The sequence below is a fragment of the Amycolatopsis sp. NPDC031561 genome, assembly GCF_055580625.1.
Genome location: NZ_JBVILA010000001.1, coordinates 360399 through 377277, shown reverse-complemented (window position 1 = coordinate 377277; position 16879 = coordinate 360399). Strand labels below are relative to the sequence as shown.

The following is a 16879-nucleotide window of genomic DNA, read 5'->3' as shown; positions in this document are numbered from 1 at the left end:
CATACGATCCAGAAGGAGGAGCACATTCTCTCGGTAGGTGGGCGGAGGCGATGATGCGCGTCTGGGCGATTCCGCTGGTAGCGGCTCTTCTGGCGACGGCCGGTTGCGGAGTGTTTTCCGGCGGTCACGCAAGTACCGACGCGCCACTCGAACGGGCGGAACTACGAATCGGTGTCGGAAGCCCCCTCGACACGGCACCCTTGCGGGTCGCCGTGGCCGACGGCAGGTTCACCGCCGCCGGCCTTTCCGTGACCCTTGTCGATGTTCCCGCCGACCAGGCGATCGGCAAACTTTCGGCGGGCGAGATCGACTTGGCGTTCGCCAGCGACGTCTCGATCTTCCGCGCCGCCGCGGCCGGGACGGCACTGCAGTTGCAGGGCGAGGCGTACACCGCCGGACGCAACACCATGGCGCTCGTCACACTCCCCGGCTCCGACTACACCGAACCGACGCTCAAGAAGTCGCCGAAGATCGCGGTGAACATGCTCGACGACGTCGGCGTGCTCGCGGCCCGTTCGGTACTCGCGACCGCCGGCGTCGACGTGAACAAGATCCAGTTCAAACAGCATCCGTTCGACCGGATGCCGCAGGCGTTGCAGGCGGGCGAGGTCGACGCCGCGTGGATGGTCGAGCCGTACATCACCAGGGCCGAGAAGGAACTCGGGGCGAGCATCCTCGCCGACGGCGCTCGCGGCGCGACGCTGGACTTCCCGATGTCGTCCTACGTTTCGACCGGCGCCTTCGGCCAGGGCAACGCCCGCACGCTCGCGGTCTTCCGGAAGGTGCTCGGCGAGGCGCAGGTGCGGGCGGCCGACCCGGCCGTCGTCCGTGACGCGCTGCCGTCGTTCTCCGACATCGACCGGACCACGGCGTCACTGATCTCGCTCGGGACCTACCCGGTCTCCCTCAACGGCATCCGGCTGCAGCGCGTCGCCGACCTGATGCACAACTCGAGGATGATCGGCGCCCGGCTCGACGTCCAGGCGATGGTGCCGCGTCCCTAGATGTTCTCGCCGGTCGGCCGCAGGCACACGGTGCGCTCGGGCGGCCCGGTGTAGTGCAGGGCGGTGTCGTCCGACGAGCAGACGGTCTCCGAAGATCCCCGCATCACGAGCGCCCGCGCCTCCGCGGTGATGTCGGTGCAGCGGACCTTCGCGATCCGCGTCTCGTGCACGACGTCGCGCAGGCAGTCCCCGGTTTCGACGTTCAGCGCCAGGCAGAGCGTCTTCTCGGCCTTCTTGTCGGAAGACCTGCCGTACAGCTCGAACTGGACGTAGTCCGAACCGCGGCACTCGGACGAGCCGGTGCGCACGTCGTCGATGCGGAAGGTCGCGCGGCTCGACGAGCATCCGGCGGTCGTGTAGCTCTGGCCGCCACCGGCCTCGTCGGTGAGGTACAGGCACTCGCCCGCCTCGACCGAACCGAACTTGCCCGACTGCGACATCCCCCAGGCGACCAGGCTCCCCAGGCCCAGCGCGGCGACGACGCCCAGCACGATCGCGACCCTGGCCAGGACGCTCAGCGGCGGCGGCTTCGGGAACGGCGTCGGCATTCCCACGTCCGGCATCGCGGGCAGCGGGGCGGGCGCGTTGAACGGGTCGTACTCGGGCGCCCCGTTGGTCGGTGTAGTCGTCAAGATCCCCTCCAGTCACCAGTCGCACATCCTTCCACCAGCGGTGCCGCGGCGGGGGCAGGTGTGGCCGGAACGTATAAAGGAGGATGTGACCGATGGCCCGCTGATCGTCCAGTCCGACAAGACCGTGCTCCTCGAGGTCGACAACAGCCAGGCCGACGACGCGCGGATCGCCATCGCGCCGTTCGCCGAGCTGGAACGCGCGCCCGAGCACGTCCACACCTACCGGATCACGCCACTGGCGTTGTGGAACGCGCGCGCCGCGGGCCACGACGCGGAACAGGTCGTCGACGCGCTGACGACGTACTCGCGGTTCCCTGTCCCCCAGCCGCTGCTCATCGACATCGTGGACACGATGGGCCGGTTCGGGCGGCTGCAGATCGCCAACCACCCGGCGCACGGCCTGGTCATGTCGACCACCGACCGCGCGGTACTGGAGGAGATCCTCCGGCACAAGAAGATCAGCCCGATGCTGGGCGCGCGGATCGACGAAGACACCGTCATCGTGCATCCGTCCGAACGCGGACGGCTCAAGCAGGTGCTGCTGAAGGTCGGCTGGCCAGCGGAGGACCTCGCCGGCTACGTCGACGGCGAAGCGCACCCGATCGAACTGGCCGAGGACGACTGGGAGCTGCGCGACTACCAGCGCAAGGCCGCGGAGGCGTTCTGGGCGGGCGGATCCGGTGTCGTGGTGCTGCCGTGTGGCGCGGGCAAGACGCTGGTCGGTGCCGCGGCCATGGCGCACGCGAAGGCGACGACGCTGATCCTGGTGACGAACACCGTCGCCGGACGGCAGTGGAAGCGCGAACTGATCGCGCGGACCTCGCTGACCGAAGAGGAGATCGGCGAGTACTCCGGCGAGAAGAAGGAAATCCGGCCGGTCACCATCGCGACGTACCAGGTGGTCACGCGCAAGACCAAGGGTGAGTACCGGCACCTGGACCTGTTCGACTCGCGGGACTGGGGCCTGGTGGTCTACGACGAGGTCCACCTGCTGCCCGCGCCGGTGTTCCGGATGACCGCGGACCTGCAGTCGCGGCGACGGCTGGGCCTGACCGCGACCCTGGTGCGCGAGGACGGCCGCGAAGGCGACGTGTTCTCCCTGATCGGCCCGAAGCGGTACGACGTCCCGTGGCGCGACATCGAGGCGCAGGGCTGGATCGCGCCGGCGGAGTGCACCGAGGTCCGCGTGACGCTGACGGACGCCGAGAGGCTCTCGTACGCGACTGCCGAGGCCGAGGAGCGGTACAAGCTGGCGGCGACCGCGGACACCAAGACCAAGGTGATCAAATCGCTGGTGGACCGGCATCCGGGCGAGCCGACGCTGGTCATCGGCGCCTACCTCGACCAGCTGGAGATGATCGGCGACGAGCTGGACGCGCCGGTGATCCAGGGCGCGACGCGGAACAAGGAACGCGAGGAACTGTTCGACGCGTTCCGGCGCGGCGAGATCAGGACGCTGGTCGTTTCGAAGGTCGCCAACTTCTCGATCGACCTGCCGGAGGCTTCGGTGGCGATCCAGATCTCCGGGACGTTCGGTTCGCGGCAGGAGGAGGCGCAGCGGCTCGGACGGCTGCTGCGGCCGAAGGGCGACGGGCGGCAGGCGCACTTCTATTCGGTCGTCTCGCGGGACACCGTCGACACCGAATACGCGGCGCACCGGCAGCGATTCCTGGCCGAACAGGGCTACGCGTACCGGATCGTGGACGCGGACGACCTGCTGCGCCCGATGTGACCCCCCGCGTTTCGTCCTCTAGTTGCGGTAGTTGCGTGTGCAAGGACCGCAACTAGAGGACGAAACGCGGACGCCTTCGTCCACTGTGGACGTCGTGTGTTTCTGGTGTGACTTCAGGGACACGTGGGAAAGCGGGCGGATTCGGTGCGCCGAGAAATTTCGGCGCCTCGACCTGGGCGACCCCGAGATCCCGCAAACGGGGTATCGAAAACTGTCGGTGCTTCGAACTAGTGTTCGGGTAGAGTTGACCGAACACCAGTTCGAGGGGAAGCCGATGACGATCGCACCGTTCCGCCCGGGTACGCCGCCCGTCCAGACCCTGCCGCCCGGCCGGTGGCACGGCCGGATCTGGGTCTCGGACCTGCCCTTGACCCGGCCGGAGCGCTACACCGGCTGCGTCGCCGAGTTCGACCGGTCCGGGCTGTGGCCGGTGCTGATCCCGCACGACCAGCGGTTCGCGGCCAACGGCGAGGACTGGATCGACGACCGCGGCAGGCTCGCCCCCGCCGACCACCGGATCTCCTCGGCGGACCCGGCCGAGGTGCTGGCCCGCTGGTGGGATACGTCGTGCTGCGACGGCGCCTGCCTGCGCCCGTTCGGCGCGAAGTTCCCCGGCCTCGCCCGCCGCCCGTCGCGCCGGGCGGATCCGCTGGCCGAGGCGGGCAACACCGGGTCGATCCTGGCCGCGCGCGGGCCGCACCGGCTCGCGCTGGTGCAGACCGAGCGGCCCGCTGACATCCCGGCGATCCTCGGCTGGACGGGCATGATCAAGGCGACCGACCAGGTCCACGAGCTGTCCGCGGTCCTGCGCAGCTGGGAGGACCGTTTCGGCGCGACTCTCACGGTGCTGGGCTTCGACTCGATGGAACTGTCGGTGGCCGCGCCGCCGCGCACCCAGGGCCGCGCGCTCACGGTCGCCGCAGAGCACCGCTCGTTCTGCCTGCCCGCGTTCGCCGGTCAGCCCGGCAACCTGCGCGAGTTCGCCTCCAGCCTGGTCCAGACCCGCCGGTGGCAGTTCTCGTGGGCCTGACGGGCGTTTGCACCGAGGAGAGAGGGGGAATCAGGGCCGCAATGGGAAGGCGGTGATCGACGTCGCCGAGATCAGGATCGGCACTTCAGGCTGGCGCTACCCACCGTGGCGGGGGAACTTCTACCCGCGCGGCCTGGTGCAGCGACGCGAGCTCGAGTACCTGTCCGGCCGGATGAACTCCGCCGAGATCAACGGCTCGTTCTACTCGCTGCAACGGCCGGAGCGGTATCGCGCGTGGGCCGAGCAGACCCCGGACGACTTCGTCTTCGCCGTCAAGGGTGGCCGTTTCATCACCCATCTGAAGCAACTGCGCGACGTCGAGACGCCGCTGGCGAACTTCTTCGCTTCCGGAGTGCTGGCGCTCGGCAGGAAGCTGGGGCCGATCCTCTGGCAGTTGCCGCCGCGCTTGTCGTTCGACGCCGAGCGCGTCGAGGACTTCTTCAAGCTGTTGCCGCGCACCAGCCATGCCGCCGCCAAGCTCGCGAGCGAGCACGACGACAAGCTCAAGGCCGAGCCGCACACCGATCCGAAGCCGCGCCGGAAACTCAGGCACGCCGTCGAGGTCCGGCATCCGAGCTTCACCGAGCCCGAAAGCCTCGACCTGTTCCGGAAACACGGCATCGCGCTCGTGGTCGCCGACACCGCCGGCGAGTTCCCGTTCGTCGAGGAGATGACGAGCGAGGACTTCGCGTACGTCCGCCTGCACGGCGAAGAGGAGCTCTACGTCAGCGGATACGGCGACAAGACGCTCGAACGCTGGGCCCGCAAGATCGAAGGTTGGGGCCGCGACACGTACGTCTACTTCGACAACACCGTCGAGGCCGAGGCGCCGAAGAACGCGATAGCCCTCGCGAAACTCCTGGCCTGACCCGCGCACGCTGCACAGTCAGCGCACAGTGAGCGGTGTCCTGTTAGGTGACGCGTGAGGTCACGGGCGTACTCGCGTGCTGCGACTGGGGGTCGGCACGCCGGGCGCCCGTGCCTCGCTTAACTTTGCCCGGAGACCAGCGAGGCGAGTTTCGTCCGGACGTCGTCGGCGTCCGGATGCGCGAGTTCGGTCAACACCCGCACCGAACGCAGCCAGCACTCACGCGCCGACGAGGGATCACCGAGCCGCAGATGGATTCCGCCGAGCTGAGCCAGCACGTCGGCCGCTTCGTAGAGCTCGCCGTGGGCGAAGAACATCTCGACGGCCCGCCGCATGCAGGCGATGCCTTCATCGGCGCGGCCGAGCCCGACGAGCGCGGTCCCCTTGGTGTGCAGGGTGAAGCGGGCTTCGTCGGGGAGCGCGTGCACCTCCAGGGCCAGTGCCTGGTCGGCGAAGCCGAGCGCCTGCTCGAAGCGGCCGACTTGGGTGCAGATGTCCCCGAGGGCCTGCAGGGCGCTGGCCTCCATGCCGGCGCCGACGTTGTGCTCCCGGATGAGACTCAACGCGCGCGTCCCGTATTCCCACGCCGTGCCGGGGTCCTGGCTGGCCAGTGTCAGGTTGTAGAGAGCCCGCGCCTCCCCTTGCCGATCCCCGACCTGGCGCTGCAGTTCGACGACCTGCTTCAGGTAGACGATGCTGTCCTCGTACTGGCGGCCGACTCCGCAGACCACGCCCAGTCCACTGAGGATGGCGGCCTCACCGGAGCGGTCCTCCAGGTCGCGGGCGGCACGGAGCGCCACGCCGAACACCGAACGCCAGTCCTCCAACCTGGCACGGACGATGAAATACGACTGCAGCAACCAGGCCAGCTGCCAGCACTCCCGGTACCGCCGCTCCCGGTACGCCACGTTCACTGCGGCGATGAGATTCCCCGCCTCCTCGTCGAACCAGTCCAGCGCCTGTTCGTAGTGCCCGAACTTCAGCCCCGCGCCGTCGAACCGCTCCGGTTCGACGAGCCGGTAGTGCCGATCCGAGCGCAAGAGCCGCGACGCGTTCAGCGCCGAGGCGAGCGACGCGTGGAGCAGCCTGTCCAGCACCGCCGTCCGCGCCTCGGGCCCGTCCAGCTTCGCCGAAAGTTCGGCCGCGTAGGCGCGGATCAGGTCGTGGAACTGGTACCGGCCGGGCCTGGACCGCGCGATGAGGTGCGCGGAAGCCAGTTTCGCCAGGTCCACGCTCGCTTCCGCGACGTCGACCCCGGCCACCGCCGCGGCCGAGGGCACGCTGAAGTCGCCGCCGGTGGGCAGGGCGAGCAGCCGCAGCATCCGCGCGGCCCGTTCGTCGAGCGCCCGGTACGAGTACGAGAAGACGGCCCGGACGTTCGTCTCGTCGCCGTCGGCGAGGTCGAACGAGCCCAGCCTGTCCTGTCCGGTGTCCAGCAGCCGGACGAACTCCCGCAGCGCGAGGTCCGGGAACTGCGCCGCCCGCACCGCGAGGATCCGGATGGCCAGCGGCAGCCCGCCGCAGTACCGGACGAACCGTTCGGTGGCTTCGGGATCCTCGGTGACCCGGTCCAGCCCGATCGTCGAAGCGACGAGGGTGATCGCGTCCTCGTCCGGCAGTTCCTCGAGCGCGACGCGTCGCGCGCCGTGGGTCGCCACGAGGGCGTGCAGCTGCCAGCGGCTGGTCACCAGCACCAGGCAGCCGGGGCCGGGCAACAGCGGCCGGATCTGCTCGGTGCTCGCGGCGTTGTCGAGCAGGATCAGCATCCGGCGGCCCGCGCTGTAGGTGCGCCAGGTGGCCGCGCGGCCGTCGACGCCGGCGGGGATCCGGTCGGCGGGGACGCCGACCGAGACGAGCATGGTTTCGAGCGCGGTCGCGGGTTCGACCAGGTCGCCGGGGCCGTATCCGCGCAGGTTGAGGTACACCTGCCCGCCGGGGAAACGCTCCCCGACCTCGTGCGCGAAATGGACGGCGAGCGTCGTCTTGCCGATGCCGCCCATCCCCTCGATCGACGCGATGGACGTCGACCGCTCGGTGTCCAGCGCTTCCGGGACGAGTCCGTGCAAGGCCTTGAGGTCGCGCTGACGGCCGGAGAAGACCCGGAGATCCGCCGGGAGCTGGCGCGGGATCATCGGCTCGGCGCCGAGGCGGTACCGCGTCAGCTCGGAGTCCAATGTGGTCTCGACGGCCTCCTCGCCGGTCAAGATCGCCTGGTGCGCGCGCTGCAGTGACGCGCCGGGGTCCAGGCCGAGTTCTTCGGCCAGCACCGCGCCGATCCGGCGGTAGACGTTCAGCGCTTCGGCCTGCCTGCCGGAGCGGTAGAGCGCGATCATCAGCTGCTCGTGCAGCCGCTCCCGCAGCGGGTTCTCGCGGCACAGCCTGGTCAGCTCGGGAACGACCGTGCCGTGCTCGCCGAGGGCGATGAGCGCGTCGGCCCACTGCTCGCGGACACGCAGCCGCTCTTCGCCCAGCTGGTCGGCTTCGTCCCGGAGCAGTGCCTCGGAATGGACGTTCTGCAGTGCCGGGCCACGCCATTCGGACAACGCGGCGGCGAACCGCTCCGCCGCCTGGCGCAGGTCGCCGTCCGCCGCGGACTCCGCTCCCGCCGCGGCGAGTGACCGGAACCGGGCGAGGTCGAGCAGGCTCTCGTCGAGTTCGAGCAGGTAACCGCCGCGTTCGGTGCGGATGGTGACCTCGTCGCCGAGGGCGCGACGGACCCGCAGGATGTACGTCTGCAGGGCGCCTTTGGACCGCCGCCGGTCGTCCGGCCACAGCCAGCGGCCCAGTTCCTCGACCGGCACCACCGTGTTCGCGCGCAGCAACAAGCCCGCCAGCACGATGAGCGGCCTGCTGCCGCCCAAGGGCACCGGCAGCCCGTCGGCCGTGACCTCGGTGGGTCCCAGCACGCGAAAGTCGAGTGCCACGTCGCCCATTCTGTCCGGAATCGCGGAAAACGGCATCCGATTCCAGCAGTGGCATGATCGGCGGTGATGGACGTCTACGCGATCCCCCTGCGCACGCGGTTCCGCGGCATCACGGTCCGTGAAGGACTGCTGATCCGCGGTGACGCAGGCTGGGGCGAATTCTGCCCGTTCTCCGACTACTCCGACGCCGAAAGCGCGCCGTGGCTCGCGTCCGCGCTGGAGGCGAGCGAGCGCGGCTGGCCGTCGCCGGTCCGGGACAGCGTCGAGGTGAACGCGACCGTCCCCGTGGTGTCGCCGGAAAAGGCGTACGAACTCGTCGCCGCGTCGGGCTGCCGCACGGCGAAGGTCAAGGTCGCCGACCCGCGGGTGAGCCTCGCCGAGGACTGCGCCCGGGTGGAGGCGGTGCGGGCAGCGCTGGGCCCGTCGGGCGCGATCCGCGTCGACGCGAACATGGCCTGGGACGTCGACACCGCGGTCAAGGCCATCGGCGAACTGGACCGCGCGGCGGGCGGGCTCGAATACGCCGAGCAGCCGTGCCCGTCGATCGACGAACTGGCCGACGTCCGGCGCCGGGTCGGCGTGCGAATCGCCGCCGACGAATCGATCCGCCGGGCCGAAGACCCGCTCAAGGTGGCCGTGGCGGGAGCTGCCGACGTCGCCGTTCTCAAGGTCGCGCCGCTGGGCGGGGTCCGGCGCGCGCTGGAGGTCGCCGAAGCCTGCGGCCTGCCGTGCGTGGTGTCCTCCGCCGTCGAGACGAGCGTCGGGCTCGCCGCCGGGCTCGCGCTCGCGGGTGCGCTGCCCGCTTTGGACTTCGCTTGCGGGCTGGGGACGATGTCGTTGCTGACGGGGGACGTCTGCGGCGAGTCACTGTCCCCTGTGGACGGTCGCCTGCCGGTGCCGCGCACCGCTCCCGCTCCCGGCCTGTTCGCCGGTCACGCCGCCGCTCCGGAGGTCCGGGCCGCTTGGGAAGACCGCTTCACTCGCGTACGCGACCACCTGCGCGTGTCATGAAAGGGGCTTTCAAGACAAAAAATGTCTTGAAAGCCCCTTTCATGACACGCGCGGAGGGTCAGCCGCAGTGCTCCAGCGGGGATTCGTAGCTGGAGGATCCCGCCGAGCCGCCCCACTTGACGCACTTCGCGCCCGCGGCCGCGCTCACCGGGCCCGCGTAGTACTCGAAGCTTCCGGAGTCGGTCTTTCTCGCCGCGCCTTCCACTTCGAGGAAGGCGGAAACCGCGCTGCCCGTGCCCACCGAGGTGGACTTGATGGTGGTGACGCAGTTGTTCTTGTTCGTGCCGTTGTACAGCAGGTACGTGGTCGCGGCGCTGCCGAGCGCCTGCGAGTCGATCACCTTGTAGCCGTCGCCGCACACCTCGACGGCGTCGTACGGGTTGGGGTTCCCGCTGCCACTGCAGGTGTTCTTGGAGGTCACGTTCGCGTTGGGGTAGCCGAACTTCACGCCGTTGAAGTACGCGGGCTTGATGTTGTCGGGCCACAGGGCGTCGTTGGTGCGGACCTCGTAGTGCAGGTGGGGGCTGATGTTGTTGCCCGGCTTGGAGGTGTTGCCGACCTCGCCGATCTTCTGCCCCTGCGCGACCTGCACGCCCGCCGCGACCGAGCGCACCTTCAGGTGCGCGTAGTAGGTCGACCATCCCCCACCGTGGTCGATCTTCACCAGGTTGCCGAAGCCGTTCGCCGAACCCTGGTGCGCCGAGGTGACCACCTTGCCGGCAGCCGCCGCGACGACGGTGTCGCCCAGGTCCGCCCCCGCGGAGCTGCCGCGGTTGAAGTCGATTTCGTAGGCCCGGTGCGCGCTGCTGTTGTCGTTGTCGCCGTTCCACACCTGGTTGCAGGGGAATGGCAGCTGGAAGTTGGGACGTGGACCGACGGCGGCTTCGGCCGACGTCGCGGTGATCGCCAGCCCGGCCATGCCCAGCAAGGCGGTGGCGGCCGCGGTGGCCAGTCGTCTGAATCTCATCGGATGTCCTTTCTCGGCGTTTCGCGAGAAGCGTCCCGAAAGGGCATACAAGTGAGATACAAACGACCACGAGCCCTCCTGGCCGAGGGGACCAGGAGGACTCGTGCCGCCGCCGCACCGGATCCGTCCGCGTCTTCCCCGTTCCGGTGCGGGTCTACTAGCCGACCCGCTCGATGACGGCCCGGCGGATCAGGAACTTCCCCGGTTCGCGAACCTGCTCGAAGGCGGCGTTGTTCAGCAGCGCGCAGCTGCCGGAAACGCCGGTGACCTCGACGGTCGTGGACTTGTCGTTGTCCAGGTTCGTCACCTTCAGTTTGGTGCCCGCCGGGAACTCGTCACTGGACGCGGCCGGCGCGCCGCCCTCGCCGGACAACGTCACCGTGGAGCCCTGGCAGACGACCTCGCCGCCCCCCGCGGCCGCGCCTTCCTGGTCGGCCGCCTCGTCCTCGCCCGCCATGGCGTCGTCCATCCCGGCGTCCTGTTCGGCGGCCTTCTCGGCCTCGTCCGCGGCCTGGTTCTGTTCCTGCCTCCCGCCGTCGGCCTGGACGACCTCGGTGCAGGTCGCGGCCTGGCGGCGCTGCTGGATGAGGTCGACGACGGCCTGCCGGTTGGCGATCCGCGCCTCGGAGAGGGCGTCCGGCTCCGCCCGCTGACCGGCGATGAAGTCGAGGTTGTTCCGGAGGGCGGTGTCCAGTCCCTGACAGCTTTCCGAGGCCTGGCCGTCGGGCGTGCTGATCGCGAACATCGCCGCGGCGATGGCGGCCACCCCGAGTACGGACGCGATGCCGATCGTCGCGCGCTTGCGGTGTTTCCCGGCGCTGTTCATCATCCGTGTTTCCTCCGGTCTGGTTCCTCCTCACCCACATCTGGAGATACGGTCGGATAACGAAAGTGGTTCAAACCGATTTCAGCCGAGCCAAGGTTTCGCGATACGCGCGTAGGTGCCGTCGTTCAGCGAGAGGTGCAGCCACTGGTCGGCCCACTCCTTGAACACGATGTCGCGCGGCAGGAGGTACGCCTTCTCCGAGAAGGTGAACGGCTCGTCGGGATGCACCGCGCAAAGGCGCGGGTTCTGCTTTGCCTGCCAACGGGTTTCGGTCGCGTCGGTGATCATCAGATCGGCGCGGCCCGCGATGATCTCGGCGAAGATCGTGTTGTTGTCCGGATGCCGCACGATGGTCGCCCGCTTGAGGTTGGCGTCGGCGAACTGTTCGTTGGTACCGCCCGGATTCACGATCGCCCGCACCCCCGGCTGATCGATCTGTTCCAGCGTCCGGAAGCGCTTTTCGTTCTCGCACAAGGTGATCGGCGTCTTGCCGTCACGAAGATACGGAGCGGTGTAGAAACCCTTTTTCGCCCGGTCCAGCGTCACCGACACGCCGCCCATCGCCAGGTCGCACTTCCGCCCGACGTCGTCGGCAATCGCCTTCCAAGTGGTCTGGACCAGCTGGAGCCGGACGCCGAGCCGCGAGGCGAGGTCGCCCGCGAGGTCGATGTCGATCCCGCTCCACACGCCCGCGACGTCGCGATAGGTGAACGGGCGATAGTCCCCCGTCGAACACACGCGGAGCTCGCCGCGGGCCTGGACGACGTCGAGCCTGCTTCGCGCGTCATGGCCTTCGGGTGCGGCACTGGCCGTGCCGATTCCCAGCACGGTCAGCACCGCGACCCCGAAAGTGAGCGCCTTCGCCTTGATCGTCATCAAGGCATTTTCCACGCCCTGAGGTAGGCGCGCACCAGCCAAGCGTCGGCCCATCCTGCGTCCGGCGCCTCCGGCAGCGGCGAGGATCCGCGGACCAGCTCTTCGAGACGGCGCTCGAGAGCCTCGGCCGCTTCCAGCGCTTCCTCGCGGGTTTTCTTGCCCTGCCTCAGATCGCGAAGCCAGCTCAGCCACGGTTCGGGAACGGGCAGCGTGATCCGCCCGGTCTCCAGCAACTCCACGCCCTGTACCCCGAGGCGCACCATGTGCATGGCGAACTTCGTGTCGAAGCCGTACTTCTCGATCAGCTCCGGCCGCCCGTCCTTGCCCCGCAGCCCGAGCATCCGCTCGCGCTGGGCGCGGGAGTAGCCGAGGAACCGCAGACCCGCGACGCGCGAGACGATCCGGTGCGCGTTCTCCCTCAACTCGGCGCCGAGCTCGTCGATCACGACGATCTCGGACTCCGGCACGAACAGGGGCAGCAGGACGGTCGGGTTCCCGTTGAGCACGAGACGCATCCACTTGCGCAGCGAGTAGACCGTCAGATCGAGGTCACCCGGACCGGACCGGACGCCTTCGGGCTGCGTGCGGAAGATGTACTGCTCGAACCGCTTGAGGCCGATCACGTGGTCCGGCGGCTCGACGCAGATGCCGAGCTCGTCCCGGTCGTCCTGGCCGAGCACGGCGGTGCCGTGCAGCCCGGACCCGACCTGGCAGCGCAGGATCATGCCCTGCTCGGCGATGGCGGCGAATTCGGGGCTGTCGTGTTTCACCCGAGAAGTTGTACCCGCGGCGGCACCGCCCGGGCATCCGGTTTTCCGCCCCCTCAGGGTCGGATTCCAGGGTCGGACCGGGGCCGTACCCCGATGTGCCGGGGGTCGGTCCCGGGCGAACATTGAGCCATGACCAACAGCGTGTACACCCCCCAGGCCACCAAGAAGCTCTTCCGCAGCCGGACCGACAAGATGATCGCGGGCGTCGCGGGCGGCTGGGCCGCCTACTTCGGGATCGACGCCGCGATCCTGCGCATCGCCCTGGTGGCGGGCGCCTTCTTCACCGCCGGTTTCGCGATCCCGGTCTACGTCGCCGCGTGGCTCCTGACTCCGGAACAGCCGGGCGAATCCTGATCGGGGCGGACGCCGCGCGCAGGGGACGCGGCGTCCACCGGATCGCGTCCAGCCCGCTGAACGCGATCCGAGGGGGTAGGGGGAAGAGGTGAGGGGCCCGGACATGGGGATGTCCGGGCTTTTCGCTTTTCCGGAGTTCGGCCGCGCGGGCGCGTGTTCACCGTTACACTCCCCATGACTTTGTCACAGGGAGCGGGAAGCGGGGGCCTCCATGGCCGGCAATTATCTCAGCCTCAGCGAGTACAAGAGGATGCTCGATGGCGCGCTGGACGACTTCCACAAGGCGCTCACCAAGCGCTGGATGGAAGACGCCGTCGACGCCATGGTGGAGCTCTTGCCCGCCGTTCCGTGCTCGACCGAGCCCTGGGCCTGGCAATGGCCCGCCGAATCGTACGGCCACCTGGCGAGCGGCGACGACAACTGCGGGTACCTCACCTGGGTCATGGACGGCATGCTCGGCCACTACAAGGACGTCCACTGCCAAGGCTGGAATCCACAGACCCAGAAGTACGTCGAATGCCACGTCGAAAAGATCCTGGCGCAGATCGAGCGACTGGCCTGGAACCGGCGGCAAGAGGTCGCCAAGTTCGTCCCCCAGTTGGAGGGATCTGACCTCGCGAAGCTCGAAGCCGCCCACAACACGTTTCTGAACGTCGCCGGCAACCTCGGCTTCCACGACAAGAACGGTCGGGTGACCGAACTGCTGGGGCAGGGCGCGGTCGTCCGGAACGTCGAGTGGCTGGACGGGACGACCAGTTCGGACGAAGACTGGTTCATCGAGTGGACCGGGCTCGCCGCCAAGTCCTTCAGGGCCGGATTCTTCGCCTCGATCGCGCCGACCATGCTGAACCAGTCGCTCATCCTCGCCAGCCTGTCCACCCTGTACTCCACGCGCGCCGCGACGATCCAGGCGACCCGGCTCAACATCGTCAAACGGCTCAACTGGGCCACCAAGAAGCTGGACGAAAAGGTCACGCTCAAGGTCTTCACCGCGGACTCGATCCTGGAGAAGGTGGATCGGGCGTCAGCGATCCACGGGATCGTGAGCAGCCTCCTGTCCGCGGGGGCGAAACTCAGCAAGGTCGTGAACACCGTCAACGAGGCAGGCGGGAAGGTCCTCGGCCCGGCAGGCGCGGTCCTCACCCTCGCCGGGTTCGTCGGCGGGATCATCCAGGGACTCACCGTCGAGCAAGACGCCATGTCCCTCCAGGACATCCTGCAGAAGCTCACCGCCTCGATCCAAGACGAACACAACGCGTTGTCCGGCCTCGAAGACGACTTCGGCGGGGACGTGCTGGCTCTGCAAAAGGCGATCGCGGGGGTGCACAGCTACAACCTCGAGCTCTACGACCTCACGGCGAACACGCTGCCGAACCGGACCGAGCGCGAGAAGAACACGGGGATCACCGTCAAGATCCACTTCCTCCTGCGGGTGGCGCAAACCTGCTTCGAAGCGGCCGAGGGATATTCGGCACAACTGCGGATTCTCGCCGAGGCCGACCGCGCCGACCGGCACCTCGCGGGCCGTGACGAGCAGACGTGCACGGGCGACGACTCGACCTTGGAGATCCGTGACGCCGTCGAGCAGTTCATGAGGACGAGCTGCGCCCGGTTCCTGCTCGCCGGTGAGCAGCTCCGGAAGGCCGCCGAGGCCTACGCGAAAACGGACGGGCAGCTCTCGGACGATCTCAAGAAGCTGTTCGCGGACTGGGAGAACGCCACCGCGGGCAGGAAAAAGATCGACCCCAATCCCGAGACGGTCGAAAGGGAGAACCCGGCCAAGGAGGCGGGCTCGACCGACCGGACGAACCTCGAACCCAGGAAGCCTTCGGACCCGAACTCCACCGACCCGTACGAGAAGGACCGCCAGCGGCAGGGCGGCGGGTACTTGGTGGACGGGCAAAAGTAGGCCCATGGTCCACTGGGGTCGGGTTGGTCGTGAGTGGCGTTTCGGGCTCTATTGAGGGGCAAGTCAAAGGCGGCGTGTTCGTGGGCGAGGCTGGCGACGGGATGAAGGCGTCCTTCGTCACGTCTGATGCCGAGTGGCCGTGTCGCGAAAGCCACTTTCGGGACGTCTGATGTCGCGAAAGTGGCTTTCGCGACGTCCCGGGAGGCCGACGTGGCGCTCACGGTGGCGGGATCGGCGGACCGCCCGGTCCCGCACTCACGACAAGGAAAAGCCCGGACGCGCGAGGCGCGTCCGGGCTTTCCGGTGTTACGGGCTCGAACTCAGAAGTCCATGCCGCCCATGCCACCGGACGGGTCGGCGGGAGCGGCCGAGGCCTTCTCCGGCTTGTCCGCCACGACGGCTTCGGTGGTCAGGAACAGCGCCGCGATGGAAGCGGCGTTCTGCAGCGCGGAGCGGGTGACCTTCGTGGGGTCCGGCACGCCGGCGGCGAGCAGGTCCTCGTAGACACCGGTGGCGGCGTTGAGGCCGTGACCCTGCGGGAGGGACTTGACCTTCTCCGCCACGACGCCGCCTTCGAGGCCGGCGTTGATCGCGATCTGCTTGAGCGGCGCCTCGACGGCGACCTTGACGATGTTGGCACCAGTGGCCTCGTCGCCCTCGAGCTTCAGACCGGCGAAGGCAGCCTCGGCGGCCTGGATGAGAGCGACGCCACCACCGGCGACGATGCCCTCTTCGACGGCGGCCTTGGCGTTGCGCACTGCATCCTCGATGCGGTGCTTGCGCTCCTTCAGCTCGACCTCGGTGGCGGCACCGGCCTTGATGACGGCCACGCCGCCGGCCAGCTTCGCCAGACGCTCCTGGAGCTTCTCGCGGTCGTAGTCCGAGTCCGAGTTCTCGATCTCGGCGCGGATCTGGTTGACGCGACCCTGGATCTGGTCGGCGTCGCCCGCACCCTCGACGATGGTGGTCTCGTCCTTGGTGATGACGGCCTTGCGCGCCTTGCCCAGCAGGGAAAGGTCCGCGTTCTCCAGCTTGAGGCCGACGTCCTCGGAGATGACCTGGCCACCGGTCAGGATCGCGATGTCCTGCAGGATCGCCTTGCGGCGGTCACCGAAGCCCGGGGCCTTGACGGCGACGGACTTGAAGGTGCCGCGCATCTTGTTGACGATCAGGGTGGCCAGAGCCTCGCCCTCGACGTCCTCGGCGATGATCAGCAGCGGCTTGCCGGACTGGATGACCTTCTCCAGCAGCGGCAGCACGTCCTTGACGGTGGAGATCTTGGAACCGAAGAGGAGGACGTACGGGTCCTCGAGCTCGGCTTCCTGACGCTCCGGGTCGGTCACGAAGTAACCGGAGATGTAGCCCTTGTCGAAGCGCATACCCTCGGTGAGCTCGAGCTCGAGCCCGAAGGTGTTGCTCTCCTCGACGGTGACGACGCCTTCCTTGCCGACCTTGTCCAGCGCCTCGGCGATGAGCTCGCCGATGGTGCGGTCAGCGGCCGAGATCGAGGCGGTAGCAGCGATCTGCTCCTTGGTCTCGATCTGGACGGCCATCTTGTGCAGCTGCTCGGTGATGGCCTCGACGGCCGCCTCGATGCCGCGCTTCAGGCTGATGGGGTCGGCCCCGGCGGCGACGTTGCGCAGACCCTCGCGGACGAGAGCCTGGGCGAGCACGGTGGCGGTGGTGGTGCCGTCACCCGCGACGTCGTCGGTCTTCTTGGCAACTTCCTTGACGAGCTCGGCCCCGATCTTCTCCCACGGGTCCTCGAGCTCGATCTCCTTGGCGATGGAGACACCGTCGTTGGTGATCGTCGGCGCGCCCCACTTCTTTTCGAGCACGACGTTCCGGCCCCGCGGGCCGAGGGTCACCTTGACGGCTTCGGCGAGGATGTTCAAGCCACGCTCAAGACCGCGGCGGGCGTCCTCGTCGAACGCGATCAGTTTGGCCATTTCGGTGTGGTCCTCCGGTATTGGGCG

Annotated in this window: 14 protein-coding genes; 7 read left to right on the top strand and 7 right to left on the bottom strand. The window is 68.6% G+C overall.

Going from position 1 to position 16879, the window contains the following annotated elements; genetic code table 11:
- Positions 1–50: 50 nt before the first annotated feature.
- A complete protein-coding gene (locus ACZ5IK_RS01815) occupies positions 51–1004 on the top strand; it encodes an ABC transporter substrate-binding protein (RefSeq protein ID WP_465486127.1) in 954 nt (317 codons plus the stop codon).
- Here the strand turns inward: ACZ5IK_RS01815 and ACZ5IK_RS01810 are convergent.
- Complete coding sequence (locus ACZ5IK_RS01810) at positions 1001–1636, bottom strand: LppU/SCO3897 family protein (protein WP_465486126.1); 636 nt, start codon at positions 1634–1636, stop codon at positions 1001–1003. The genes ACZ5IK_RS01815 and ACZ5IK_RS01810 overlap by 4 nt on opposite strands.
- Before the next feature lie 85 nt (positions 1637–1721).
- Between ACZ5IK_RS01810 and ACZ5IK_RS01805 the strand changes: the two genes are divergently transcribed.
- The 3 genes from ACZ5IK_RS01805 to ACZ5IK_RS01795 all read left to right on the top strand — a co-directional run bounded on the left by ACZ5IK_RS01805 (position 1722) and on the right by ACZ5IK_RS01795 (position 5266).
- Positions 1722–3368 carry a DNA repair helicase XPB gene (locus tag ACZ5IK_RS01805; RefSeq protein ID WP_465486125.1) on the top strand — a complete coding sequence of 549 codons (1647 nt, stop codon included), beginning with the start codon at positions 1722–1724 and terminating at the stop codon, positions 3366–3368.
- A 274-nt stretch (positions 3369–3642) separates the two neighbouring features.
- Positions 3643–4398: a DUF4253 domain-containing protein gene (locus tag ACZ5IK_RS01800; RefSeq protein WP_410600153.1), complete on the top strand. Its 756-nt coding sequence runs from the start codon at positions 3643–3645 to the stop codon at positions 4396–4398.
- Between the two features lie 52 nt (positions 4399–4450).
- Entirely contained in the window at positions 4451–5266 is an 816-nt protein-coding gene (locus ACZ5IK_RS01795; protein WP_465486124.1) for a DUF72 domain-containing protein, read from the top strand.
- A gap of 119 nt (positions 5267–5385) precedes the next feature.
- Here the strand turns inward: ACZ5IK_RS01795 and ACZ5IK_RS01790 are convergent, their stop codons facing one another.
- Complete coding sequence (locus tag ACZ5IK_RS01790; RefSeq protein ID WP_465486123.1) at positions 5386–8190, bottom strand: AfsR/SARP family transcriptional regulator; 2805 nt, start codon at positions 8188–8190, stop codon at positions 5386–5388.
- A gap of 66 nt (positions 8191–8256) precedes the next feature.
- Here ACZ5IK_RS01790 and ACZ5IK_RS01785 point away from each other — a divergent pair, with 66 nt between their 5' ends.
- Positions 8257–9201, top strand: a complete 945-nt coding sequence (locus tag ACZ5IK_RS01785; protein ID WP_465486122.1) for an o-succinylbenzoate synthase — start codon at positions 8257–8259, stop codon at positions 9199–9201.
- Between the two features lie 58 nt (positions 9202–9259).
- Here the strand turns inward: ACZ5IK_RS01785 and ACZ5IK_RS01780 are convergent, their stop codons facing one another.
- From ACZ5IK_RS01780 to ACZ5IK_RS01765, 4 genes are all read right to left on the bottom strand, one after another.
- Entirely contained in the window at positions 9260–10168 is a 909-nt protein-coding gene (locus ACZ5IK_RS01780) for a M23 family metallopeptidase (protein WP_465486121.1), read from the bottom strand.
- A gap of 157 nt (positions 10169–10325) precedes the next feature.
- Positions 10326–10997: a hypothetical protein gene (locus tag ACZ5IK_RS01775; RefSeq protein ID WP_465486120.1), complete on the bottom strand. Its 672-nt coding sequence runs from the start codon at positions 10995–10997 to the stop codon at positions 10326–10328.
- A 78-nt stretch (positions 10998–11075) separates the two neighbouring features.
- Positions 11076–11870 carry a transporter substrate-binding domain-containing protein gene (locus ACZ5IK_RS01770; RefSeq protein ID WP_465486119.1) on the bottom strand — a complete coding sequence of 265 codons (795 nt, stop codon included), beginning with the start codon at positions 11868–11870 and terminating at the stop codon, positions 11076–11078.
- A complete protein-coding gene (locus ACZ5IK_RS01765) occupies positions 11870–12640 on the bottom strand; it encodes a nucleotidyltransferase domain-containing protein (protein WP_465486118.1) in 771 nt (256 codons plus the stop codon). Before ACZ5IK_RS01765 ends, ACZ5IK_RS01770 begins: the two co-directional genes overlap by 1 nt.
- Before the next feature lie 129 nt (positions 12641–12769).
- Between ACZ5IK_RS01765 and ACZ5IK_RS01760 the strand changes: the two genes are divergently transcribed.
- Both ACZ5IK_RS01760 and ACZ5IK_RS01755 read left to right on the top strand, forming a co-directional pair.
- Positions 12770–12994, top strand: coding sequence for a PspC domain-containing protein (locus tag ACZ5IK_RS01760; RefSeq protein WP_101610920.1), 225 nt, complete (start codon positions 12770–12772; stop codon positions 12992–12994).
- A 211-nt stretch (positions 12995–13205) separates the two neighbouring features.
- Positions 13206–14903 carry a hypothetical protein gene (locus tag ACZ5IK_RS01755; protein ID WP_465486117.1) on the top strand — a complete coding sequence of 566 codons (1698 nt, stop codon included), beginning with the start codon at positions 13206–13208 and terminating at the stop codon, positions 14901–14903.
- A 320-nt stretch (positions 14904–15223) separates the two neighbouring features.
- Here the strand turns inward: ACZ5IK_RS01755 and groL are convergent, their stop codons facing one another.
- Positions 15224–16852 carry a chaperonin GroEL gene (groL, locus tag ACZ5IK_RS01750; protein WP_101610922.1) on the bottom strand — a complete coding sequence of 543 codons (1629 nt, stop codon included), beginning with the start codon at positions 16850–16852 and terminating at the stop codon, positions 15224–15226.
- Positions 16853–16879: the final 27 nt, after the last annotated feature.

Excerpts from the sequence above, each read along its gene's own strand:
- ACZ5IK_RS01760 (WP_101610920.1), top strand. The coding sequence starts at position 12,770 with ATGACCAACAGCGTGTACACCCCCCAGGCCACCAAGAAGCTCTTCCGC.
- ACZ5IK_RS01770 (WP_465486119.1), bottom strand. The coding sequence starts at position 11,870 with ATGACGATCAAGGCGAAGGCGCTCACTTTCGGGGTCGCGGTGCTGACC.
- ACZ5IK_RS01775 (WP_465486120.1), bottom strand. The coding sequence starts at position 10,997 with ATGATGAACAGCGCCGGGAAACACCGCAAGCGCGCGACGATCGGCATC.
- ACZ5IK_RS01785 (WP_465486122.1), top strand. The coding sequence starts at position 8,257 with ATGGACGTCTACGCGATCCCCCTGCGCACGCGGTTCCGCGGCATCACG.
- groL (WP_101610922.1), bottom strand. The coding sequence starts at position 16,852 with ATGGCCAAACTGATCGCGTTCGACGAGGACGCCCGCCGCGGTCTTGAG.
- ACZ5IK_RS01800 (WP_410600153.1), top strand. The coding sequence starts at position 3,643 with ATGACGATCGCACCGTTCCGCCCGGGTACGCCGCCCGTCCAGACCCTG.
- ACZ5IK_RS01755 (WP_465486117.1), top strand. The coding sequence starts at position 13,206 with ATGGCCGGCAATTATCTCAGCCTCAGCGAGTACAAGAGGATGCTCGAT.
- ACZ5IK_RS01815 (WP_465486127.1), top strand. The coding sequence starts at position 51 with ATGATGCGCGTCTGGGCGATTCCGCTGGTAGCGGCTCTTCTGGCGACG.
- ACZ5IK_RS01780 (WP_465486121.1), bottom strand. The coding sequence starts at position 10,168 with ATGAGATTCAGACGACTGGCCACCGCGGCCGCCACCGCCTTGCTGGGC.